This window comes from Streptomyces sp. NPDC090025 (assembly GCF_044748125.1).
Classification (GTDB): Bacteria; Actinomycetota; Actinomycetes; order Streptomycetales; family Streptomycetaceae; genus Streptomyces.
Genome location: NZ_JBIVFL010000016.1, coordinates 1 through 22,604, shown reverse-complemented (window position 1 = coordinate 22,604; position 22,604 = coordinate 1). Strand labels below are relative to the sequence as shown.

General features: G+C 70.1%; 19 protein-coding genes and 2 tRNA genes. 10 read left to right on the top strand and 11 right to left on the bottom strand.

From position 1 onward, the window contains the following. Positions 1-154: 154 nt before the first annotated feature. Positions 155-1,393, top strand: a complete 1,239-nt coding sequence (locus ACIPXM_RS29270) for a helix-turn-helix domain-containing protein (protein ID WP_401661509.1) — start codon at positions 155-157, stop codon at positions 1,391-1,393. Positions 1,394-1,410: 17 nt separating this feature from the next. Beyond that, positions 1,411-1,884 (top strand): hypothetical protein, encoded by a 474-nt coding sequence (locus ACIPXM_RS29265; protein WP_401661507.1) that lies wholly within the window; start codon positions 1,411-1,413, stop codon positions 1,882-1,884. An 823-nt stretch (positions 1,885-2,707) separates the two neighbouring features. Here ACIPXM_RS29265 and ACIPXM_RS29260 read toward each other — a convergent pair. The 6 genes from ACIPXM_RS29260 to ACIPXM_RS29235 form a co-directional block, all read right to left on the bottom strand. Then, on the bottom strand, positions 2,708-3,352 hold the full coding sequence (locus ACIPXM_RS29260) for a hypothetical protein (RefSeq protein WP_401661504.1): 645 nt from the start codon (positions 3,350-3,352) through the stop codon (positions 2,708-2,710). Continuing rightward, positions 3,349-4,410 carry an HNH endonuclease gene (locus ACIPXM_RS29255; RefSeq protein ID WP_401661502.1) on the bottom strand — a complete coding sequence of 354 codons (1,062 nt, stop codon included), beginning with the start codon at positions 4,408-4,410 and terminating at the stop codon, positions 3,349-3,351. The genes ACIPXM_RS29260 and ACIPXM_RS29255 overlap by 4 nt, the downstream gene beginning before the upstream one ends. 72 nt (positions 4,411-4,482) lie before the next feature. Further along, positions 4,483-4,719: a helix-turn-helix domain-containing protein gene (locus ACIPXM_RS29250; RefSeq protein WP_401661499.1), complete on the bottom strand. Its 237-nt coding sequence runs from the start codon at positions 4,717-4,719 to the stop codon at positions 4,483-4,485. Positions 4,720-4,854: 135 nt separating this feature from the next. Then, positions 4,855-5,562: a helicase associated domain-containing protein gene (locus ACIPXM_RS29245; protein WP_401661496.1), complete on the bottom strand. Its 708-nt coding sequence runs from the start codon at positions 5,560-5,562 to the stop codon at positions 4,855-4,857. 114 nt (positions 5,563-5,676) lie between these two features. Continuing rightward, positions 5,677-7,131, bottom strand: a complete 1,455-nt coding sequence (locus ACIPXM_RS29240; RefSeq protein WP_401661494.1) for a tyrosine-type recombinase/integrase — start codon at positions 7,129-7,131, stop codon at positions 5,677-5,679. Between the two features lie 165 nt (positions 7,132-7,296). Beyond that, a tRNA-Gly gene (locus tag ACIPXM_RS29235) sits at positions 7,297-7,370 on the bottom strand. Positions 7,371-7,500: 130 nt separating this feature from the next. Here ACIPXM_RS29235 and ACIPXM_RS29230 point away from each other — a divergent pair. The 6 genes from ACIPXM_RS29230 (at position 7,501) to ACIPXM_RS29205 (ending at position 12,625) form a co-directional block, all read left to right on the top strand. Beyond that, positions 7,501-7,577, top strand: a tRNA-Pro gene (locus ACIPXM_RS29230). 147 nt (positions 7,578-7,724) lie between these two features. Further along, positions 7,725-9,101 (top strand): trigger factor, encoded by a 1,377-nt coding sequence (gene tig, locus ACIPXM_RS29225; RefSeq protein ID WP_401661492.1) that lies wholly within the window; start codon positions 7,725-7,727, stop codon positions 9,099-9,101. 272 nt (positions 9,102-9,373) lie between these two features. Next, positions 9,374-9,991 carry an ATP-dependent Clp protease proteolytic subunit gene (locus ACIPXM_RS29220; protein ID WP_401661490.1) on the top strand — a complete coding sequence of 206 codons (618 nt, stop codon included), beginning with the start codon at positions 9,374-9,376 and terminating at the stop codon, positions 9,989-9,991. Positions 9,992-10,055: 64 nt separating this feature from the next. Beyond that, a complete protein-coding gene (locus ACIPXM_RS29215) occupies positions 10,056-10,718 on the top strand; it encodes an ATP-dependent Clp protease proteolytic subunit (protein WP_401661487.1) in 663 nt (220 codons plus the stop codon). Between the two features lie 156 nt (positions 10,719-10,874). Continuing rightward, on the top strand, positions 10,875-12,158 hold the full coding sequence (gene clpX, locus ACIPXM_RS29210) for an ATP-dependent Clp protease ATP-binding subunit ClpX (protein WP_401661484.1): 1,284 nt from the start codon (positions 10,875-10,877) through the stop codon (positions 12,156-12,158). 194 nt (positions 12,159-12,352) lie between these two features. After that, positions 12,353-12,625, top strand: coding sequence for a hypothetical protein (locus ACIPXM_RS29205; RefSeq protein WP_401661482.1), 273 nt, complete (start codon positions 12,353-12,355; stop codon positions 12,623-12,625). A 55-nt stretch (positions 12,626-12,680) separates the two neighbouring features. Here ACIPXM_RS29205 and ACIPXM_RS29200 read toward each other — a convergent pair whose 3' ends face one another. Further along, positions 12,681-13,658, bottom strand: coding sequence for a hypothetical protein (locus tag ACIPXM_RS29200; RefSeq protein WP_401661479.1), 978 nt, complete (start codon positions 13,656-13,658; stop codon positions 12,681-12,683). 138 nt (positions 13,659-13,796) lie between these two features. Between ACIPXM_RS29200 and ACIPXM_RS29195 the strand changes: the two genes are divergently transcribed. Next, complete coding sequence (locus ACIPXM_RS29195; protein WP_401661476.1) at positions 13,797-16,418, top strand: valine--tRNA ligase; 2,622 nt, start codon at positions 13,797-13,799, stop codon at positions 16,416-16,418. A 74-nt stretch (positions 16,419-16,492) separates the two neighbouring features. Here ACIPXM_RS29195 and ACIPXM_RS29190 read toward each other — a convergent pair whose 3' ends face one another. The 4 genes from ACIPXM_RS29190 to ACIPXM_RS29175 form a co-directional block, all read right to left on the bottom strand. Then, on the bottom strand, positions 16,493-17,845 hold the full coding sequence (locus ACIPXM_RS29190) for a glycosyltransferase family 2 protein (protein ID WP_401661473.1): 1,353 nt from the start codon (positions 17,843-17,845) through the stop codon (positions 16,493-16,495). A 153-nt stretch (positions 17,846-17,998) separates the two neighbouring features. Beyond that, positions 17,999-19,159 carry a non-hydrolyzing UDP-N-acetylglucosamine 2-epimerase gene (gene wecB / locus ACIPXM_RS29185; protein WP_401661471.1) on the bottom strand — a complete coding sequence of 387 codons (1,161 nt, stop codon included), beginning with the start codon at positions 19,157-19,159 and terminating at the stop codon, positions 17,999-18,001. A gap of 155 nt (positions 19,160-19,314) precedes the next feature. Then, positions 19,315-20,022: a response regulator transcription factor gene (locus ACIPXM_RS29180; RefSeq protein ID WP_401661468.1), complete on the bottom strand. Its 708-nt coding sequence runs from the start codon at positions 20,020-20,022 to the stop codon at positions 19,315-19,317. Next, positions 20,019-21,254 (bottom strand): ATP-binding protein, encoded by a 1,236-nt coding sequence (locus ACIPXM_RS29175; RefSeq protein WP_401661465.1) that lies wholly within the window; start codon positions 21,252-21,254, stop codon positions 20,019-20,021. Before ACIPXM_RS29175 ends, ACIPXM_RS29180 begins: the two co-directional genes overlap by 4 nt. A 102-nt stretch (positions 21,255-21,356) precedes the next feature. Here ACIPXM_RS29175 and ACIPXM_RS29170 point away from each other — a divergent pair, with 102 nt between their 5' ends. Continuing rightward, positions 21,357-22,514 carry a sensor histidine kinase gene (locus tag ACIPXM_RS29170; protein WP_401661462.1) on the top strand — a complete coding sequence of 386 codons (1,158 nt, stop codon included), beginning with the start codon at positions 21,357-21,359 and terminating at the stop codon, positions 22,512-22,514. Positions 22,515-22,604: the final 90 nt, after the last annotated feature.

Sequence of the window (22,604 nt, the reverse complement as noted above, 5' to 3'; positions counted from 1 at the left end):
GCCCGAAGCGTTCGGCATCTCCGGGGGCGTGAGACCAGTCAAGGAGGAAGCGCACTCGTGGAACCATCGGCGACGCGATACGCGCATACGGCTATGCGCAAAGCGGGTACGAGTAGGTGCCTGATGGGGTCGAAACCCATGATGAGGGGGGACGTTGAGCATTTCGCCCAAGGTCAGAGAGGCGTCCCGGGTAAGGGACTTCGGCAGGGTCATCGAGTTGATGCGCACCGATGCGCGGATGACACAGACCCAGTTAGGCCAGGCGTGCGGACTGTCCCAGTCGGCGGTCTCCCGCCTGGAGGGGCGTGGGGTGCGTTCGTACGCCACTGATGTGCTGGCGATGGTGGCCGCACACCTGAACATCCCGAGGTCGTTGCTGGGCCTCGCGGAGATCGCACAAGCACGAGATGGGTCCGAGCACGTGGAACGACGCAACTTCCTCGGTGGGGCGGTGGCCGCTGCCGTCGCCCCGGCTCTCTCCGCCGTGCCCGGTACGGTCGGTGAAGCCTCCGGCCAAGCCGCCACCCTGAGACTTGGGACGGCCTCGTACCGCCGCCTGGACGCATCGACCCCGTCCCGTGAGCTCGCCGACGCCGTGCGCTCGCATCTCCGGCTCGTCGAGAGCCTCGCCGTGGCCGCGCCGGACGACGTACACCGGACTCGCCTGGCGGCGGTCAGGAGCGAGGCGGCGAGTCTGCTGGGGTGGCTCTCCTGGGACATGGGGGATCACGGCTCGGCGCGGAACCGGTACGGGCTGGCGATCACGGCCGCACGAGTCGCGGGCGACCCGCTGCTGGCCGCGTACCAGGCCGGGAGCCTGGCCCAGTTCGAGGCGGACGCGGGCAACGGTGTCCAGGCCCTGAACCTGACCCAAAGGGCCCGCAGGCTCCTCGACGAACGCAGGCCGGCGGTGGCGGACGCGTGGCTCACATCGGTGGAGGCACTGGCTCACGCGGCGGCCGGGAACGAGCGTGAGGCCGACCGCGCGCTGACGACGAGCCGGGCCTTGGCGAACAGACTCGGCTCGGCGGAGCCGCCGCCATGGCCCTGGGTCTTCACGTTCAACGAAGCCAAGGTGGCGGCGGCCCGGGTGACCTGCGGTGCCCGGCTGGGACTGCCGGGCTGGGTGCTGGACGCCGACACGGAAGCCCTCGCCACCGGTCACGCGAAGCAGCGGGCCCTGCTCGTCCTCGACATCGCGGCCGGTCATCTGGCGGCGGGGCGGGTCGAGGCCGCTTTCGCGCTGGCGGCCCGGGCCTTGGAGACCGGACTCCAGTACCGTTCCGGTCGGATCGTGGACCGGGCCAGAGCGGTCCGCCGCTCCTACCGAACGGGATCACCGCCCAAGGTGGTCAGGGATTTCGACGAACGTCTTCACGACGTCTACTTGTAGTCAGGGGAGAGCACGCGATGCGCGTAGGAGTCACTGGTCACCGCGGGTTGGGCGTCGAGGCTGAGAGCCGCGTCCGCGAGCTCCTGCAAGCCACCGTGGGGACGTACGACCCGGATGAACTGATCGGCGTCTCCTGCATCGCGGACGGCCCTGACGCGTGGTTCGCCGAATATGTCCTCGCGCACGGCGGGCGCCTGGAGGTGGTCGTCCCGGCCGACGAGTACCGGGAGAGCCTCCCTGAGGAGCACTGGCCGACGTACGACCGGCTCATGGACAACGCGGCCGAGGTCCACCTGACTGGCATGGCGGACTCGAATTCGGCCTCGCACATGGCTGGTAGCGAAATCCTCGTGGGCCTGGTCGACGAACTGCTGGCTGTATGGGACGGGAAGCCCGCCTGGGGCTTCGGCGGAACCGCCGACGTGGTGAGCTACGCGGAGCGCACGGGCGTACAGGTCCGGATCTTGTGGCCGGAGGGCGCGAGCCGCTAGCGGGCGGGGCGGCATACGGAGCGAAGCGCACTCGTGTACTCGCCGGGGTGCGCCTTGACGACCGGCCATCCTGGATTCGCTGGGACCTGACACGCTTGACGAGCACTGCTGCTGAAGGGGGAACGATGGGGCGGACGGAGAGGGGTTCTACCGCCGAGGGGGTAGGCCGGATGCCGTTGAGGATCGAATGGGTCACCGCGCAGGACCTACGGAACCACGGCTGGACCCGGGAGATGATCAAACTCGTCGGGGCCCCGGAGTACGCGCTAACGGGCCCCCATGGCAGTGATGCCCCGGGCGTCTACGCATGGCACTGGACAACGATAGCCATCGCCCGCACGGCTCCTTGGTTCGATCGCCACCTCGCGCGCGAGGCGGAACGGCTGCAACGCGACGCCGTTCCTCGGCAGCGCGCCCAGCGAGCTGCCGAGGAACGGAAGGCCATCACGCAGGAGCGCCGCAAGGCTCGGCGAGCTGACCGTTCCGCCTCCGCTGTAACGACAGCCGCCCCGAAGGCAGCCAAACCAACCCTTGTGAAGCGGCCGACCAAACTCGACCGCAAGCGGCGCTGTGCGGTCTGTCTGGGCACGGGCCTGGAGCCGGGGCGCTCGATGCACAGGGGCTGTGCCCGAAACCGGGAGTACGTACGCGGTCGAATGCGTACACCGCGCCGCCCCGACTGGGTCTGACGGTGTCCACGCGGTCAGGACTCCGCGCCATTGCGCTCCATCTGTCGTCCGCGAGACGGCGCGAGGCGTGAGTGCCTGCACAAGCACGATCAGTGCCTCGCCCGCCTGCGGCATACGTTGGTGACGTCGCCTGCCTAGCGGCCGCCTCGGCCCCTGGAGGTCTTCGGCTTGGCGCGGAGGGGGAAGTCGTCCAAGAAGGTGAGCAGGGTCGCCAATGCGGCGATCAGGCGCCCCAGGTCATAGGCGACGTCCATCTCGTTGGTGCGAGCTCTGGTCTCAACCTCCGCCAGCACCAAGCGCGCTTGAGCGATGGGGTGCCGGGCTGCCCGTGCCGGTGCTCGGCCGGTGTCCGGCTGCCCCGAGACGGATGCGACGTTCGACCGCCGTCCGGTTGTTTCGGCGAGGTAGGTGAACGCATCCACGAAGGCGAGCAGACCGGCCAGAGCAGAGATTGTGCGGGTCAGGTGGTACGCGAAGTTCAGCTCGACCCCCGCCGTTCCCTTCTCGACTTCAGTAAGCACCATGCGCCCGAAGAGAACCGGGTGTCGGTTGAACGCTGGCTTCGTGGCTTCTCCGGCCCGGACAGGGCCCGACCCGAAGGATCGTTGTCCGGAGATCGCGGAGTACTGGGCGAGGGTTTCCCCCGCAATAAGCATCCGAGCCACGGTGGCCGTTACGCGGGCCGAGAGCTGGCCACCTTCCAACTCGTCGGCGTGGTCGCCTCGCTCGATCTCGGCGAGCAGTGCGCGGGCGGGCGCCAGGAGATCCGGACTGTTCATGGGCGTGCTCCTTCACTCGGAGTCGGCGGCTTACAGCTGTACGAGACGGGGACGGAGGGGGTGAAGGGCAGGCCGGGTCCGCAGGGCTCAGGCAATGCGGGGGCAGAACGAACGACGGGCTGCCCGACCCGACCCGACCCAGACAGCGACAGGAGTCCGATTCGGGGGTGAGCAGCGCGATATTCGTCTCGGAAGTCGTCTGCCGGATCCATCTGAGGGTCGCGCCGGTCACCCGAACTTCCAGCGGGATCGCTGATCGAATCATTGATGGGGCCCGGTGATTGATCAGCCGATTCATCGTCGATTCGACGTTGATTGAAAGGGTGATCCAGTGCTTCGCTCGGGAGTCCGAGGACGGTGTACTTGCCCCGGAAATTCACGGGCAGCGCTGCGACATCCTCGGCGCGGACAGCGGGGAGGACCGGCATCCCGGCGACGTCCGGGGTACACCTTCCCTTGGCCTGGTTGCAGCGCTGGCAGCTCACGACGAGATTCGACCCGTCGGGTTGCGCCGGGGCCTCCGGATCGACGTGGTCGTACGTCACCCTGAGTTGAGCGGCCTCGGAGAACTTGGCAGCTCCTAGCTTGTTGCTGAGCGGTCCTGACCAGCAGTACCGACAGTACGGCCCGTCTCGGTGCAGCACGAGGGCCTTTAGGTCGGAGTCCGCGAGATCACTTCGCTTGGCGTCACGGAGATGCTTCTCCTTCCGGGACGGGTTGCGCTTCAGGAACTCATGGATGTAGAAGTCCCAGCCGTCGTCCCAACCTCGCGGGATACATGCACACTCGTCGTCCGGACGGTGGAGCTTGGGCGGCAGGCCGAGCACGGATTCGCTGAGCGTGATCGGCAGACTGCGGCGGTCGGCGGCCGAGTGCTCGGCCAAGGCCGCGGTGACCATGGCGGCCGTGAGATAGCCGTCAGTCATGTGGGAGGCGGCGGCCGTCATCAGGCAGACGTAGGCGTCGCGGACGACGACGATTCGGCTGGCCTTCCCCTCGGCCAGTTGTGACCACACAGGGTCAGTGGTGTGACGGTCATCGAGCAGCGCGTAGGGCACGCTCCCCACCTCCCGTCACGGGACGGAGGGCGGCCGGGCGCGATACCGCGCCCGGCGCCACCGGCGCGCACATTAGCCGCGCGCCGGGTCGGTCTGCTCGGCCAGATACGCCTCCAGCACGGAGACGCGGAAGCGGACATGCTTGCCCACCTTCACGGCCGCGATGCGGCGTTGAGCCCTCAGCCTGCGCACCATGCGCACAGGGACCGAGAGGTATTCCGCCGCTTCGCTGATCGCGAGCAGCGGATCCGGGTTCTTGAAGACCTGCTCGGGGATTGTCGCCGAAGCTGGGGTGATGACCTCAGACATGCGAGTTCCAGTCCGGGCACGCTTTTCCGAATTCCTGCTGTCCTTCCGACGGACAGTGGTGGGTTCGAATGGGGCGTTCAGCGCGGGACGCGTCGGGGCAGCGTGCCCTTTCGCGTGCCCCCTCCTCCGAGGGAGCTAGGCAGCACGAACCGCGCCGAGCCCATTGCTCGGCGGCGCGGTCGTCTGAATGCTGCTCCTCAGCGCGCGATGTTCGAGAGGGCACGCGAAATCAGGTGGTCGGTCGTACGCTCGCCAGGAGTGGCGAGCTGCTTCTACGGCATCAGCCAGTGCGAGTCGCCGGATCAGGCGAGGGCTCACGATCATGTCAGGGGGCCGGTTGGCGCCATCGATGAGGTCAGGCTGTACACGGACCACGGCACAGACCGCGACGGGCAGTCCTGTGGCCTCGGATAGCTGCTCCGCCTCGACCCGATGCGCCATTGCCGCGTCGTCGGTCGCGATTCGGCGAATCTCCGAGAGTTCACGCCGGATCGCCCGTTGCTCCCGCGCGACGAGAACACGCAGCGGCCAGTACGCGCGACGGGCGCGCCAGCCGGGCGGAGCGCTTTCCTCGATGGCCTCCAGACGGGCGATGCGCTCGCTGAGTCTGGCGAGCCTCCGCTGGTAGTTCTCCCACGTCCCCAGCGGGGTGAACGGTTCGACGGAGGGATCCGGGCCGCCGACTCTCTGGGCGTGCACAGCGATGGTGTGCAACACGTCCACCCTGCCGGGGCACGGGCAATGCTCGGTGGTGCCCAGCGCAGCCTCGGAGGCGCGAAGCACCACAGCGCCGAGCGTAGCCCCGACCGGGGGCGCGCTCGGCGCTGTGGTGATCTTGCTCATGAGCACATCGTGCGGTACATCCATGGCTCTCGCGAGTCGAGCACGGTCAAGCGGGGGACGCAGCGGTCACGCTGCCCGCTCTCTGGAGCGCGATCACCTTGCCGGAATGGGGTGCTACTCGTCCCCAGCGGTGGTGCTCGCCACAACGGCGGGGCCCGGAAGCAGCCCCAGCATCGCCCCGAAACCGCTCATCAGGTCCCGCCGCCGCTGCTCGCTCGTCCGCTCGTACTTCGCGGCGGCGGCGTCGGTCCTGTGGTTGAGATGCCGTTTCACATCGGAGCGGGTCGCGCCCTGCCCGTACATGAACATCGCGGACGCCGACCGCAGGTCGTACCAGCGCAGATCCTCGCGGTTGATCCTCCGCTTCGCCCGAGTGAAGAACGTCGAACGATGGGAGCTGGCAAGGACGTTGCCGTGTGTGGTGGAGAACAGCAGGGCATCAGGTTCGGAGTCGACGTACTCGTCGATGTGTGCGGCGAGGATCACGGCCAGTTCCTCGGGGATGCGCTTCCAGCGGTCCGTCTCGGCGGTCTTCGGCGTGCTGAAATGGTGGCCTTTGCGGCCGTGGACCTTGCCGACCGCGCGGGCGACGTGCACGAGACGGTTGTTCAGGTCGACGTCCCGGCGCCGCAGGGCGAAGACCTGGCCGGGGCGGAGAGCGGTGAAGACCGCGAACCAGACGGCGGCGCGGTAGCGGGCCGGATAGTTCTGGGCGATGGCCGTCACCTCGTCCGTGGAGACCGGCGCGCGGTCGACCTCGGGGGCCTGGCCCGCGCCCTTGATTCTGCACGGGTTGTCCTTGATCAGCTCATCCGTGACGGCGGCGGCCATGACCGCGTGCAGTAGCCGGTACACCCGGGCCGCCACCTCCTCGCCCGCGTTCGGTTTCGCCTCGGGCGCCGGCTGGACCGGGCTGCCCGCCTCGGCCCACGAGGCGAGGAGCAGCGGGCTCAGTCGCCCCGAGGACTTCACAGCGCGGCCCGTCTCGCGCGCCCACCAGCGAGCCGGGTGCTCGCGCGGCTTCACGGCCCTCGCCCTGGCGACGGCGCTTGCCTTGACGGCCGTGCGCATGGCCAGGTACCAGCGGCGCACGGTCGCCGGGTCGATCTCCCGCAGCGTCATCGCGCCGAGTTCCACGCAGCCGCCCGGAGTCGCGGGGTCGGGCAGCTTCGTGAAGATCCAGCGCTTCGCCTCGTCCCGGTTCAGCTCCCGCGTCGAGTCCTTCTTGATCTTGGGATTGGTTTCCAGCCACAGAGCCACGTAGTCGGTCAGAAGTCGGTCGCCCCTGCCGTGGTCGAACCAGTCGCCCCGGTCGATCGCGGCGAGGTGCTGCCGGTTCCACGCCTGAGCCTCCGCCTTGGTGGCGAACGTCGCCGGGGCATAGTGCCGCTCGCCGGTAGCCGGGTGCAGGTAGCTGGCGCGGTACCGGCCGGACTTCTGTCGCTCGGCGGAGCCGCTGCCGGACGAGCGGACGCGCTTGCGAGGCCGGCCGCTCCTCGGGGCGGACGCCTGCGCGTCGGCGGGGGCATCGGGATAGAGGGACAGGGACGACGATGACGACGGGGACACGGAACGCGCGCCTTTCGGGTGCCGGTGCTTGATCACCAGCCATCCCCGGCGAGGAGACTTCCTGACGCGCTATCCCGCGTTATCCCGCGCACGGCGGTACGGGAACGGAAAGAGCCGGTCTCCGTCGTTCACGGAAAACCGGCTCTGACCAGGCAACTCGCCACATGGAGCGGGCGACGGGAATCGAACCCGCGTAGCTAGTTTGGAAGACTAGGGCTCTACCATTGAGCTACGCCCGCACAGCAGTGCGCCGCAGGCCAGGGCCGCGGCACGGACGCCATCGTAGCGGGTTCCCACGGGTGGTCGCACGCCGCTGGAAACAAGGGGCGTCGGACCGTCTCCGTCCATGTACCCTACGTGTCGCACCGACGGGGTGTGGCGCAGCTTGGTAGCGCGTCCGCTTTGGGAGCGGAAGGCCGTGGGTTCAAATCCCGCCACCCCGACCACCAGGCAAGATCACGTTGTGGGGGGCAAGCCGCTTGCGGTTACTATGCAAGCTGCGTGCCCGTGTGTCTCTCTGACCGGGCCGATCGGCCGGAACCGCCTCAGGCGGTGCCGCCGGAAACCGAATCAGCCACCAAGGAGACCGAACCGTGAAGAGCGCCGTGGAGACCCTGAACCCGACCCGGGTTCGGCTCACTGTCGAGGTGCCCTTCGAGGAGCTCAAGGACAGCCTCGACGCGGCGTACAAGAAGATCAACCAGCAGGTCACGGTCAAGGGCTTCCGCAAGGGCAAGATCCCCGCGCGCGTCATCGACCAGCGCTTCGGCCGCGGTGCGGTCCTCGAAGAGGCCGTCAACGACGCCCTCCCGAAGTTCTACAACGAGGCCGTCAACGAGGCCGAGGTGAACCCGCTGGGTCAGCCGGAGGTCGACATCAAGGAGCTGAAGGACGGCGAGCTGCTGTCCTTCACCGCCGAGGTCGACGTCCGTCCGACGATCGAGATCCCGGACTACTCCGGCATCGAGGTCGAGGTCGACGCCGTCGAGGTCACCGACGAGGACATCGAGAAGTCCGTGGAGCAGCTGCGCGAGCGGTTCGCCTCCACCAACCCGGTCGAGCGCGCCGCCGCCGAGGGCGACGTCATCACCATCGACCTTGAGGCCAAGGTCGACGGCGAGGTGCTGCCCGACGGCGTCGCCGACGGTGTCTCGTACACCATCGGATCCGGTGAGCTCCTCGACGGCATCGACGAGGCCGTGACCGGCCTGGAGGCCGGTGGCGAGGCCACCTTCACCTCCGAGCTGAAGGGCGGCTCCGCCGCGGGCAAGGCCGCCGAGGTGACCGTCAAGGTCATCACCGTCGCCGCCCGTGAGCTGCCCGAGCTGGACGACGAGTTCGCGCAGATGGCGTCGGAGTTCGACACCCTCGACGAGCTCAAGGCCGACAGCCGCAAGCGCCTCGAGAACATGAAGCAGTTCGACCAGGCCACCCAGGCCCAGGAGCGCGTCCTGGAGAAGTTCCTGGAGCTCGCGGAGATCCCCGTTCCCGAGAAGCTGCTCGAGGACGAGATCAACACCCGCAAGCACAACCTGGAGCACCACCAGCTCGGCCAGATGGGCCTGTCGCTCGAGAAGTACCTCGAGTTCCAGGGCAAGACGGTCGAGGAGTTCGACGCCGAGACCAAGGAGCAGGCGGTCAAGGGCATCAAGACCCAGTTCCTGCTCGACGAGCTGGTCTCCCAGGAGAAGCTGAACGTGGAGCAGGAGGAGCTCACCGAGCACCTCATGCGTCGCGCCGCCTCCTCCGGCATGTCCCCCGACCAGTTCGCCCAGGCCGTCGTCCAGGGCGGCCAGGTGCCGATGCTGGTCGGCGAGGTCGCCCGCGGCAAGGCCCTCGCGGTCGTCGTCGAGGCCGCCAAGGTCGTCGACACCAACGGCGAGGTCGTCGACCTCTCCGACGAGGACGAGCAGGCCACCGAGACGGTCGAGGCCGTCACCGGCGAGGCCGAGGTCGCCGAGGACAAGTAAGTCCCCGGAAGCACCCTGCCACGGGCCCGGACGCACCACGCGGTGCGCCCGGGCCCGTGGGCATAGGGGCCCGCCCCGAGGCCCGCGGAGGCCCGCCCGGGCGGCCCCCGGCGCGTTCATGCGCCCCCAACTACCTTGCGCTCCCAGCGAACAGTTCGGGAACCGGGATGGCGTTGTCCTACCTGCGCGTTAGGGTCCATGAATACGGGGGCACTGCCCTCGGAACGAGACGCGAGACGGCCCGGGGCCGTCGGAGACGAGCAGGTGGATACGTGACGAATCTGAAGCCTTACGCCGCGGGTGAGCCGTCCATCGGTGGCGGCCTCGGCGACCATGTCTACAACCGGCTGCTCGGCGAGCGCATCATCTTCCTCGGCCAGCAGGTCGACGACGAGATCGCCAACAAGATCACCGCCCAGATGCTCCTCCTCGCCGCTGACCCGAGCAAGGACATCTACCTGTACATCAACAGCCCCGGTGGCTCGGTGACGGCCGGCATGGCCGTCTACGACACCATGCAGTACATCCCCAACGACGTCGTCACCATCGGTATGGGCATGGCGGCCTCCATGGGGCAGTTCCTGCTCACCGGCGGCACCCCCGGCAAGCGCTTCGCGCTGCCGAACACCGACATCCTGATGCACCAGGGCTCCGCCGGCATCGGCGGCACCGCCTCCGACATCAAGATCCAGGCCGAGTACCTGCTGCGCACCAAGAAGCGCATGGCCGAGATCACCGCGCACCACTCCGGCCAGACTGTCGAGGCGATCATCCGCGACGGCGACCGCGACCGCTGGTTCACCGCGGAGGAGGCCAAGGACTACGGCCTCATCGACGACATCATCACGCACGCCGCGGGTGTTCCGGGCGGCGGCGGCACGGGCGCCTAGCCCCGGCAGCCCGCAGCCACGCCCCAGCCCCCCGCCGAACGCCACCAGGACGGTGAACACCCAGATGCAGAACAATTTCTCCGCGAGCGGCCTCTACACCGGCGCGCCGATGGACAACCGCTACGTCGTGCCGCGCTTCGTGGAGCGCACCTCGCAGGGCGTGCGTGAGTACGACCCGTACGCGAAGCTCTTCGAGGAGCGCGTGATCTTCCTCGGCGTGCAGATCGACGACGCCTCCGCCAACGACGTCATGGCGCAGCTGCTGTGCCTGGAGTCGATGGACCCGGACCGCGACATCTCGATCTACATCAACAGCCCCGGTGGCTCCTTCACCGCGCTGACCGCCATCTACGACACGATGCAGTTCGTGAAGCCGGACATCCAGACGGTCTGCATGGGCCAGGCGGCGTCCGCCGCGGCCGTGCTGCTCGCCGCCGGCACCCCCGGCAAGCGGATGGCCCTGCCGAACGCCCGCGTGCTGATCCACCAGCCGTCCGGCGGCACCGGCCGTGAGCAGCTCTCCGACCTGGAGATCGCGGCCAAGGAGATCCTGCGCATGCGTGACCAGCTGGAGACCATGCTGGCCAAGCACTCGACCACGCCGATCGAGAAGATCCGCGAGGACATCGAGCGCGACAAGATCCTGACGGCCGAGGACGCCCTGGCCTACGGTCTGATCGACCAGATCATCTCCACCCGTAAGAGCACGGCGGGCGCGTCGGTCTGACGCCCGACCTTCCCTTGGCACGGCAGGTGTGGCCGAATCCGGTCCATGTGAACCGTGCCAAGGGGGGCCCGAACGGGGGGCCCGGCAAGGTACCGTCGAATATGAGGCACCAGGAGTCGCTGAACCAAGCACTCCCAGGCGAAGGGGAAGCACCTCGTGGCACGCATCGGTGATGGCGGCGATCTGCTCAAGTGCTCGTTCTGCGGAAAGAGCCAGAAGCAGGTGAAGAAGCTCATCGCGGGACCCGGTGTGTACATCTGCGACGAGTGCATCGACCTCTGCAACGAGATCATCGAAGAGGAACTCGCCGAGACGAGCGAGGTGCGCTGGGAGGAACTTCCCAAGCCCCGCGAGATCTACGAGTTCCTGGAGGGGTACGTCGTCGGGCAGGAGCCCGCGAAGAAGGCCCTCTCGGTGGCGGTCTACAACCACTACAAGCGCGTCCAGGCCGGTGAGAACGGCGGCGGGCAGAGCCGGGAAGACGCCATCGAGCTGGCGAAGTCCAACATCCTGCTGCTCGGCCCGACCGGCTCCGGCAAGACGCTGCTCGCGCAGACCCTGGCCCGGATGCTGAACGTGCCGTTCGCCATCGCCGACGCCACCGCGCTGACGGAGGCGGGCTATGTCGGCGAGGACGTCGAGAACATCCTGCTCAAGCTGATCCAGGCCGCGGACTACGACGTCAAGAAGGCCGAGACCGGCATCATCTACATCGACGAGATCGACAAGGTCGCCCGTAAGAGCGAAAACCCGTCGATCACGCGCGACGTCTCCGGCGAGGGCGTGCAGCAGGCCCTGCTGAAGATCCTGGAGGGCACCACCGCCTCCGTCCCGCCGCAGGGCGGCCGGAAGCACCCCCACCAGGAGTTCATCCAGATCGACACGACGAACGTGCTCTTCATCGTGGGCGGCGCCTTCGCCGGCCTGGAGAAGATCATCGAGTCGCGGGCGGGCGCCAAGGGCATCGGCTTCGGGGCGACCATCCGCTCCAAGCGCGAGATCGAGGCGAGCGACCAGTTCCAGGAGGTCATGCCGGAGGACCTGGTGAAGTTCGGGATGATCCCCGAGTTCATCGGCCGGCTGCCCGTCATCACCTCGGTGCACAACCTGGACCGCGAGGCGCTCCTCAAGATCCTGGTCGAGCCGCGCAACGCGCTGGTGAAGCAGTACCAGCGCCTGTTCGAACTCGACGGCGTCGAGCTGGACTTCGACCGCCCGGCCCTGGAGGCCATCGCCGACCAGGCCATCCTCCGCGGCACCGGCGCGCGCGGGCTGCGCGCGATCATGGAGGAGGTCCTCCAGTCGGTGATGTACGAGGTGCCGTCCCGCAAGGACGTGGCGCGCGTGGTGATCACGGCGGACGTGGTCCGGGACAACGTGAACCCGACGCTGGTGCCGAGGATCGTGAAGAACGACGGCAGGCACGAGAAGTCGGCCTGAGCGAAGGCCCGTAGCCGGGCCACCCCTTCACACGCGAGTGCCCCGCCGGGAGACCCGGCGGGGCACTGCTGTGTGGCCAGACTTCGTTCGAATCCGGACGGAGCCGTCGACAACCCTTGGTCCGTGACCACCGCGATGATCTCGTTCGAGGCACGGGCGACACGTTCGCATCACGGACAGCGAAGGGGACCACAATGACAACGAAGATCCAGAGGCTGCTCGCGGCGGCATTTCTCACCACGACCGCCGCCGTGATTCCGATGGTGACCGCGACATCCGCCCAGGCGACACCTGCGCAGTGCGAGAGCTACTTGCGCAGCGTGGGATACCTGGTGGGCCCGAAGGTGAAGGCCGCCTGCCAGAAGGGTGCGGACGTGCCGACCGGGCACACCGTGTGTCTCGGAAGCCTCATGGCCATCGGCGTCAATCCCAACCACGCCAGTACGGCCTGCACGCGGGCCCCCTAGCGGGTCGAGGCCGCCCGCCCGACGCGGCGGGCGGCCAATCCTTCGGCCCGCGGGATCAGGCCTTGACGCGGACTTCCTTGCGGAGCTTGGCGGTGATGGCCGCCGCGTCGTCCATCGAACTGCCCTTGCCGGTCAGCATGGACGCCATGTCGAGCGGAAGCGTGAAGCCGAGGGTGCTGTGGTCGCCCCACACGCACACCGACATGGTGAACTCCTTCGGGCCGGGGCTCGTGTCACCGGTCTCCGGCTTGCTCTTCATCTGCTGGCACTTCAGGATCGCGCCGTCGAGGCCGGCCGGGGTGAACGCCTGCGGGCTGCCGATGAGTTCGGTCTCGCCGTCCTTGCTCTTCGCGGCCTCGGCCTTCATCGTCGCGAAGACGCCGTCCACGACCGCCTCCGGGTCGTCGATCTGGCCGTAGACGCCGCCGAACTGGAGCAGCTTCCCGCCGAGCGGGTTGGCCGCGTCCTTCACCTGGTATCCGGCGTCGACCTTCTTGGCGTTCTTGACGCCGTTCTTCTCGGCGTCCTTGAGGAAGTCGTCGTCCTCCGACTGCTTCTTGGTGTCCGGGCTCTTCTTGTACTCGCCGAGCACGGTCTCCGGGGTGATCAGCTTGTGCGGGCCGTCGTCCGCGACGCTCGCACCGCCGCCCCCGCCGAGCACGAAGTACGCGCCCACCGCGACCGCCGCCACCACCGCGACACCACCGATGATCCAGCCCGCCTTCGACTTCTTCGGCGCGGGCGGCGGCGGCAGGTAGCCGCCCGGGCCCTGCGGGGCGCCGTACGGGGGCTGCTGCGGGGGCTGGCCGTAGGGGTTCGGCTGCTGGGGGGCCTGCTGGGGGTAGCCGTACGGGCCGGGCTGCTGGGGGGCCTGCGGCGGGACGCCCTGCGGGGCCTGCTGCGGGTAGCCGTAGCCCGGCTGCGGGGCCTGCGGCTGGCCGTAGGGGTTCGGCTGGCCGTAGGGCCCGGGCTGCTGCGGCTGGCCGTACGGATTCGGCTGGCCGCCGTACGGGCCCGGCTGGTTGTAGCTCATCGACAGGTTCCCCTCACAAGATGTTTATGCCTGCCGAACATCCTGTCGGAAGCCCCGACCGCCCGGGGCGGTGGGGGGCACACCGTTACCGAACAATCGCGTTTCAGGACAGGACCCGGACACCCCTAAACTGGGCCCGTGACCGAGAACACTCAGCAGCAGACAGCGCCCACCACCGAACTGCCGACCCAGTACGTCCCGGCCGAGGTAGAGGGGCCGCTGTACGAGCGCTGGGTGGAGCGGGGTTACTTCGAGGCGGACGAGAACAGCGAGAAGCCTCCGTACACCATCGTCATCCCGCCGCCGAACGTCACCGGCTCGCTCCACCTGGGCCACGCCTTCGAGCACACCCTCATCGACGCCCTGACCCGCCGCAAGCGCATGCAGGGCTTCGAGACGCTGTGGCAGCCGGGCATGGACCACGCCGGTATCGCCACCCAGAACGTCGTCGAGCGCGAGCTCGCCAAGGAGGGCAAGTCCCGCCACGACCTGGGCCGCGAGGCGTTCGTCGAGCGCGTCTGGAAGTGGAAGGCCGAGTCCGGCGGCCAGATCTCCGGCCAGATGCGCCGGCTCGGCGACGGCGTCGCCTGGTCCCGTGAGCGCTTCACCATGGACGAGGGCCTGTCGCAGGCTGTCCAGACCATCTTCAAGAAGCTCTACGACGACGAGTTGATCTACCGCGCAGAGCGCATCATCAACTGGTGCCCGCGCTGCCTGACCGCGATCTCCGACATCGAGGTCGAGTACCAGGACGACGACGGTGAGCTCGTCTCCATCCGCTACGGCGAGGGGGACGCACAGATCGTCGTCGCCACCACCCGCGCCGAGACGATGCTCGGCGACACCGCGGTCGCCGTCCACCCGGACGACGAGCGCTACCGCCACCTCGTCGGCACCGAGATCGAGCTGCCGCTCACCGGCCGCCGCATCCCGGTCGTCGCCGACACGCACGTCGACCCGTCGTTCGGCACCGGCGCCGTCAAGGTGACCCCCGCCCACGACCCGAACGACTTCGAGATCGGCCAGCGGCACGACCTCCCGTCGATCGCCGTCATGGACGAGCACGCGGTCATCACCGTCCACGGCCCCTTCCAGGGTCTGGACCGTCTTGAGGCCCGCTCCGCGATCGTCGCCGCGCTGCGCGCCGACGGCCGGATCGTCGCCGAGAAGCGGCCGTACACCCACTCCGTCGGCCACTGCTCGCGCTGCAAGACCACGATCGAGCCCCGCCTCTCCATGCAGTGGTGGGTCAAGGTCGCCCCGCTCGCGAAGGCCGCCGGTGACGCGGTCCGCGACGGCAAGGTCAAGATTCACCCGCAGGAGATGGAGAAGCGGTACTTCGACTGGGTCGACAACCTGCACGACTGGTGCATCTCGCGGCAGCTGTGGTGGGGTCACCGGATCCCGGTCTGGTACGGCCCGAACGGCGAGGTCGTCTGCGTCGGACCGGACGAGCAGCCCCCGGCCGGCGAGGGCTGGTACCAGGACACCGACGTCCTCGACACCTGGTTCTCCTCCGGCCTGTGGCCGTTCTCCACGCTCGGCTGGCCGGAGCAGACCGACAGCCTCGCGAAGTTCTACCCGAACTCCGTCCTGGTCACCGGCTACGACATCCTCTTCTTCTGGGTCGCCCGGATGATGATGTTCGGCCTCTACGCGATGGACGGCACCCCGCCGTTCCACACCATCGCGCTGCACGGCATGGTCCGTGACCAGAACGGCAAGAAGATGTCGAAGTCGTTCGGCAACGTGGTCAACCCGCTGGACTGGATGGACCAGTACGGCTCGGACGCCGTCCGCTTCACCCTGGCCAACGGTGCCAACCCGGGCGTCGACGTCCCGATCGGCGAGGACTGGGTCAAGGCGTCCCGCAACTTCGCCAACAAGATCTGGAACGCGACCCGCTTCGCGCTGATGAACGGTGCCACGATCGAGGGCGAACTGCCCCCGGCCGAGGAGCTGTCGGCGACGGACCGATGGATCCTGTCGCGCCTCAACACGACCGTCGCGCAGGTCGACGCGCTCTACGAGGACTACCAGTTCGCCAAGCTCAGCGACACCCTCTACCACTTCGCGTGGGACGAGGTCTTCGACTGGTACGTCGAGCTGTCGAAGACGACGTTCTTCGCGGGCGGCGAGCAGGCCAAGGTCTCCGGCCGGGTCCTCGGCGAGGTCCTGGACGTGATGCTGCGCCTGCTGCACCCGATCGTCCCGTTCGTCACGGACACCCTGTGGACCACGCTGACGGGCCGCGAGTCGGTCGTCATCGCCGAGTGGCCGAAGGACTCCGGGTTCCGCGACGAAGCCGCGGAGAAGGAGATCGAGCTCGTCCAGCGGGTCGTCACCGAAGTCCGCCGGTTCCGCTCGGACCAGGGTCTCCAGCCCGGCCAGAAGGTCCCGGCCCGCCTCAGCCTCGACGGCACCGCGCTCGCCCCGCACGAGGCGGCCATCCGTCAGCTGCTCCGCCTCCAGCCGGAGGGCGAGGCGTTCGCCGCCACCGCCTCCCTGCCGGTCGCCGGGGCGACGGTCGCGCTCGACCTGTCCGGCACCATCGACGTGGCCGCCGAGCGCAAGCGGCTCGCCAAGGACCTGGCCGCCGCCGAGAAGGAGAAGGCGCAGGCCGAGGCCAAGCTCGGCAACGAGGCGTTCCTGGCGAAGGCCCCCGACAACGTCGTGGACAAGATCAAGGGCCGCCTGGCCAAGGCGGACGAGGACATCGCCCGCATCCAGGCCCAGCTCGACGGCCTGCCGCAGGCGTAGCCGCGTACGACGAAGGGGCCCGGTACCGCAGCTGCGGTACCGGGCCCCTCCGCATGTGCCCACGCGGGTCCGGGTCAGGACTCCGTGGCGATCGGGCCGACGCCCGCCGTCTCCGCGTTGCGGCGGGTCTTCGCCCAGCCGGTGCGGCCGCGCAGCAGCCGGACGAAGCCGCGCGCCGACACCCAGAACAGGTGGTACGCGTACAGCCACAGGGCGAAGCCCCACGCAAGGCCGGTCAGCCGGGAGCGGTCGGGCGCGAACTCCTTGCGGTAGACCGGGCCCCACAGCAGGAACGGCAGGATCGACACCACGGCGAGCCCGAGCACCAGCGGCCACGCGGTGAACAGCACCTCGCGCACGCCGCCGCCGAACACCAGCGACCCCAGCATGACGGCGGTCAGGAGCAGCGTCGCCAGGTGGGCGATCGGCTGGAAGAACGTGTACAGCGACTCCAGGACCCCGCGCGCCTTGTAGTGGCGCGAGCCGACGATCCGGCCGGTGTAGCGGACGCAGGCGATGTTGCCCTGCGCCCAGCGGGTGCGCTGGGTGAGGAAGCGGCGGGTGTACGGCAGCGCCTCCTGGGAGACCCAGGTGTCGGCGATGTGGGTGACGTCGTATCCGGCGAGCCGCATGTGCAGGCCGAGTTCGTAGTCCTCCAGGAGCGCGTCCTGCTGCCACGGCCGCCGTTCGGCGGCGGCGATCCGGTCCAGCGCGGTGAGCCGGGTGAACTGCCCGTTGCCGCCGAGGCCGACCGAGCCGGTGCGGCGGCGCAGCAGCTGCATGGCGGTGTTGGAGACGGCGAACTCGGCGTCCTGCATCCGGATCAGGAGCCGGGCGTACGCGTTGGCGAGGCGGCCGCGGTCGGGCAGCGGGCGCTCGTCGTCGACGTTGCGCATCCGGACGCCGATCTGCACGCCGCCCATCTCGGGGTCGCCGAAGCCGTCGGGGCCGCTGACGTGGCCGAGCGCGTCGGGCCCGACCTGGCCGTCGGCGTCGACGACGCAGACGACGACGCGGGCGCGGTCGACGTCCGGGCGCTCGCCGAGGTGGGTGTTCAGTGCCTCGTACGCGGAGTTGAGCGCGGCGCCCTTGCCGATCCGGGCGTCGGGGCGGCGCCGCGAGACCAGGTGGACGTGCGGGTCGCGCCCGGCGAGGGCGGTGACGATCGGAGCGGTCAGGTCGTCGCTCGCGTCGTCGATGACCCAGACGTGGGACCGCTCGAAGTCGGACCGCAGCCGGGTCACGGTCGTCGCGATCACGGCCTCCTCGTCCCGGCACGGCACGAAGAAGTGCCAGTCGAACGCGCCGGGGTCGCCGGGGCGGGCGGGCTCGCGGCGCGCGTAGGAGTGGCGGGCACCGGCCCAGTACACGAGGAATCCGGCGAGGAGGAGGAACGGGAAGACGTAGAGGAGGAGGTGGAGGTCCATCGAATCTCCGTGGGGGGTTCGCCGCGGGGGCGGAGCGGGAGGGGACGTTCAGGGGCGCGCGGGCAGGGCGCGAGCGCTGCGGGGGCGGCGCGGGGGCGGGCCGCCAGGCCGTGGGGGGCCGTCAGACGGCCAGGTCATCAGGCGGCCAGGCGGTCACGCGGCGAGCTGCTGGGCCGGTGCGGTCCGCACCGTCCCGCCGTCCACCGCTCCGCCGTACGCCAGGCCCGCGATCAGCTCGGCGATCCGGCGGGACGCGGTGCCGTCGCCGTACGGGCTGGGCAGCGCGGCCAGCTGGCGCAGACCGCCGGGGCCCTCGGCGAGGCGGCGGCGGGCGGCGGTGCCGATGGCCGGGCCGGGATCGACGAGCTCGGCGAAGTCGGCGAGGGACTCGGGGCGTTCGGTGGAGTTGCGGACGACCACCAGCGGGCGGCCGAGCACCGTGGTCTCCTCCTGGATGCCGCCGGAGTCGGAGACGAGCAGGGCCGCGTGCCGGGCGAGCGCCAGGAAGGTGCCGTAACCGGCCGGGGGCAGCACGGTGAGGCCGTCGAGCAGGTGGGCGAGGCCCGCCGACTCGATCCGGGCCCGGGTGCGCGGGTGCAGCGGGACGACGACGGGGAGTTCGCGGGCGAGCCCGGCGAGCTCGGTGAGGACGGCGGTGAGCGCGGTCTCGTCGTCGGTGTTCTCCGGGCGGTGCACGGTCGCCAGGACGTAGCCGTCGGCGGTGAGGCCGTGCGCGTCGAGCAGCGCGGCGCGGGTGGCGGCGGCCGGCAGGTGGTCGCGGACCGCCTCGACGACCGGGTTGCCGGTGACGACGATCCGCTCGGCGGCGACGCCCTCGGCGAGCAGCAGCTCCCGGTTGTCCGGGGTGGCCGCGCACAGCACGTCGGCGAGCCGGTCGATGAGCACCCGGTTGTGCTCCTCGGGCATGGCCCGGTCGTGGCTGCGCAGCCCCGCCTCGACGTGCACGAGCGGCAGGTCGCGGGCGTTGGCGGCGAGCGCGCCGGACAGGGCCGCGTTGGTGTCGCCCTGGACGACGACGGCGAGCGGCGGCTCGGCGGCGAACAGCTCGTCGAGGCCGTGCAGCGCGGCGGCGATCTGGACGGCGCGGGGCTGTCCGCCGACGCCGGTCAGGTATTCGGGATCGGGCAGTCCGAGCTCGGCCAGGAAGCCACCGGAGAGTTCCTCGTCGTAGTGCTGGCCGGTGTGGACGACCCGGGCGGCCGGACCGAGCACCCGGATCAGCTCGGCGAGCTTGACGAGTTCGGGGCGGGTACCGAGGACGACGGCGACACTGCGGGCGGGGAGGCTGTTCATGCTTCGAAGGTGCCGGGCCTCGGTCGCCCGCTCCGGTGGTGCTCGGTTGCGGAACGGTTGCTTTGTCCGATTTCGGGACCTGATGGGTGGATGGCCGGGACTTTGGTCCCGGCGGCGGGGTGTTCCCCGTCACCCCGGTCGCTCACCCGGCCCCGTCACCCGGCTCCGTTTCCGGCGGCGGGGCCGTTGTCGTAGCGGTAGCCCAGGCCCCGTACCGCGTCGATCGGGTCGGGCGCGTGCGGGCCGCCCGCGTACCGCAGCTTACGGCGCAGCCGGAGCACCGCGAACTTCACCCGGTCGCGGCCGATCGCCGTGGAGTCGTCCCACACCTGGTCGAGCAGCTGTTCGGTGGTGACCACCCGGCCCCGGTTGCGGACCAGGAGCTGGAGCAGCCGGTACTCGATGTCGCTGAGCCGGATCTCGGTGCCGTGCCAGAGGGCGGAGCGGCGTTCGGGGACCAGCCGCATGTCCTCCTCGACGGCCTCGCCCGCCCAGTGGCCCGGCCCGGTCCTGCGCAGCAGCGCTTCGACCCGGGCGAGCAGCTCGGCCTGCGCGAAGGGTTTCACCAGGTAGTCGTCGGCGCCGGAGCGCAGCCCGCGGACCCGGTCGTCGACGCCGCCGAGGCCGGACAGGACCAGGACGGGCAGGTCGCTCATGTCCCGGGTGCGGTCGAGCACCTCCCAGCCGTCGAGCCCGGGCAGCAGCAGGTCGAGCACCATCAGGGCGGGCCGCTCGGCGAAGAGGCGGCGCAGGGCCTCGCGGCCGTCGGCGGCGAGGGTGATCTCGTAGCCGCTGCGGGTGAGCAGGACGCGCAGGGCGAGCGAGAGGTCGGGGTCGTCCTCGACGACCAGCAGCCGGGTCATCCGGGCCCGCCGCCCTCCGCACCCGCACCCGCACCGGCCCCCTCGCCGTCCTCCGGCCCGGTTCCGTCGTCGGCCGCGCCCTCCGCCGTGGTCTCCGGCCGCGCGCCGCCGGGGCCCGCCACCGGCAGCCGTACGGTGAACACCGTGCCCTGGTTGTTCTCGCGGTCCCGGACGGTGATCGTGCCGCCGTGCAGCCGGACCGCGTCCAGGGCGTTGGCGAGGCCGAGGCCGGTGCCGGGGAAGCCGCCGCGGCGGGCGTTGGGGGCGCGGACGAAGGCGTCGAAGATCTCGTCCTGGTAGGCGAGCGGCACGCCGATGCCGGTGTCGCGCACCTGGAGGGTCCAGTGGTCGCCGTCCGGCCGGCCGATGATCTCGACCCGGCCGTCGTCGGGGGTGAACCGCATCGCGTTGGCGACCAGCTCCTCCAGGGCGCCGGTGAGCAGCACCCCGTCCGCGACCAGCGGCGGGCCGCCGGTCGGGCATTCGGCGGCGATGTACGGGCCGGAGTCGCCGGACCGCTGGAGCGCCTCCAGGGCCACCTGGTCGATCAGCTCGTGGACCAGGATCTCGCCGAAGCGGGGTTCGACGCGGTACGGCCCGGCGGCGGCGGTCGGCAGGTTCTCGGTCAGCACCCGCATCCGGTGGGCGTTGCGGCGGATGGCGAGGACGAAGTCGGCCTGTTCCTCGGTGAGCGAGCCGCCCGCCGGGTCGAGCAGCAGTTCGGCGAGGCTCAGCACGGTGGCGAGCGGGGTGCGCAGTTCGTGCAGGGCGCGGGCGGCGAAGGCGGCCCGGTCGTCGGCGAGTGCGGCGAGGGTGCGGACCTCCTCGTACAGGGTCTCCTCGGCCTCCCGCTCCCGGGTGATGTCCTCGACCAGCCACAGATGGCCGACGAACCGCTCGCCCTCCAGGACCCGGGTGCGGCGGCGGCGCAGGGTGCGGCCGTCGTGCAGGTGGTAGTCGGCGATCCGGGTGATGGGGGCGCCGGTGGCGCTCTCCGTCAGGAAGCGCTGTCGCTGCTCGGGGCTGTCGATCATCCCGGTGAGGTGTTCGCGCAGCCGGTCGCGGCTGGCGCCGAGCGAGACGTCGAGGTCGGCGGGGAGCCGCATCAGGGTGATGAAGCGCCGGTTCACCCGGACGATCCGCTGGTCGGCGTCGACGAGCATGGCGGCCTGGGGGAGCGCGTCGAGGACGGCGGCGGTGAGGGTCAGCTGCTCCTGGGGGACTTCTCGCACATGTCCGAGTGAAACAGTAATAAGGACAAAGTGCCCGATGTCACATCAGACGGGACTTCAGGTCCTCGGCGTAGGGACGAAAGACCCGGGATGATGGACTCCATGATTCCGCTTCCCACCGCCTCCACCGCCGCCGCACTGCGCCGCTGCGTGGACCGGTGGGCGGTGTCGCCCCGGGCCATGGACGTGGTGACCGCGCTCAGCGCGTTCGGCCTGATGGTCCTGGACGTGCCGGGACTCGCCCGCGAGGACAACTCGCTGAGCGGGATCACCGCCACCCTGGTCCTCGCCGCCGGTGCCGCGACCCTGGTGCTGCGCCGCAGGCTGCCCTGGGTGCCGTTCGTCGTGGCGATCGTCCTGATGGGCTGGCTGCACGAACTGACCATGGTCCAGTTCGCGCTCTACTCGCTCGGCCGGTTCCGGGGCCGCCGGGTCGCCGTGCTCGCCACCCTGCTGTACGTCGCCGCCGCGTACGGCTACTTCAACACGCCCGGCTGGCCCGCCCGGCACGGCGAGACCCTCAGCGACTTCCTCAGCCTGGTGCTGCCGATCGGCTTCCTCGCGGCCGGTGTCGGCATCGCCGCCCACCGCCACGACCTGGTGCACGCCCTGGAGGTGCAGCGCCGCGAGGCCGCCGCCCGGCAGGCCGTCCAGGACGAGCGGATCTCGGTCGGCCGGGACGTCCACGACCTGGTCGGCCGGGAACTGACCGTGCTCGCGGTCCGGGCCGAGGTGCTCGCCGTCCGGGCCAGGGGAGAGGCGCACCAGCAGGAGTTCGAGGAGCTCGCCGACACCGCGAGACGCGCCCACCACATGCTGAACGAGACCATCGTGCGACGCGGCGACGCGTCCGCCACCCCCGGCCTCGAAGGGCTCGCCGCGCTCGCCGAGGAGACCGAGCGGATGGGCAGCCCGGTCGACCTCACCGTCGCCGAGGAGACGAAGGCGCTGTCACCGCTGCGCCAGACGGCGGTGCACCGGGTGGTCCAGGAGTGCCTGACGAACGCCGCCAAGCACGCCCCCGGCCTGCCGGTCACCGTCACCATCGGCCTCGCCGACGGCTGTCTGCGCGTCGAGGTCCGCAACCCGCTCGCCCAGACCCCGCCCGACCGCGCCCCGGTCTCCACCGGCACCGGCCTGTTCTCCATGGCCGAGCGCGTCACCAGCATGGGCGGCACCCTGCACGCCCGCGAGGAGCACGGCGCGTACGTGGTGACGGCGACCCTGCCGTCGGGCCTGCCCGCCCGGACCCGGTCCTAGGGCGTGTTGCGAAAGTCCCGCCTGCCCCGCGACGCCTGGCACGCGCGCTCGCCGCGTTGTCGGGATCGTCCGAGTACGCCCGGTACGAGG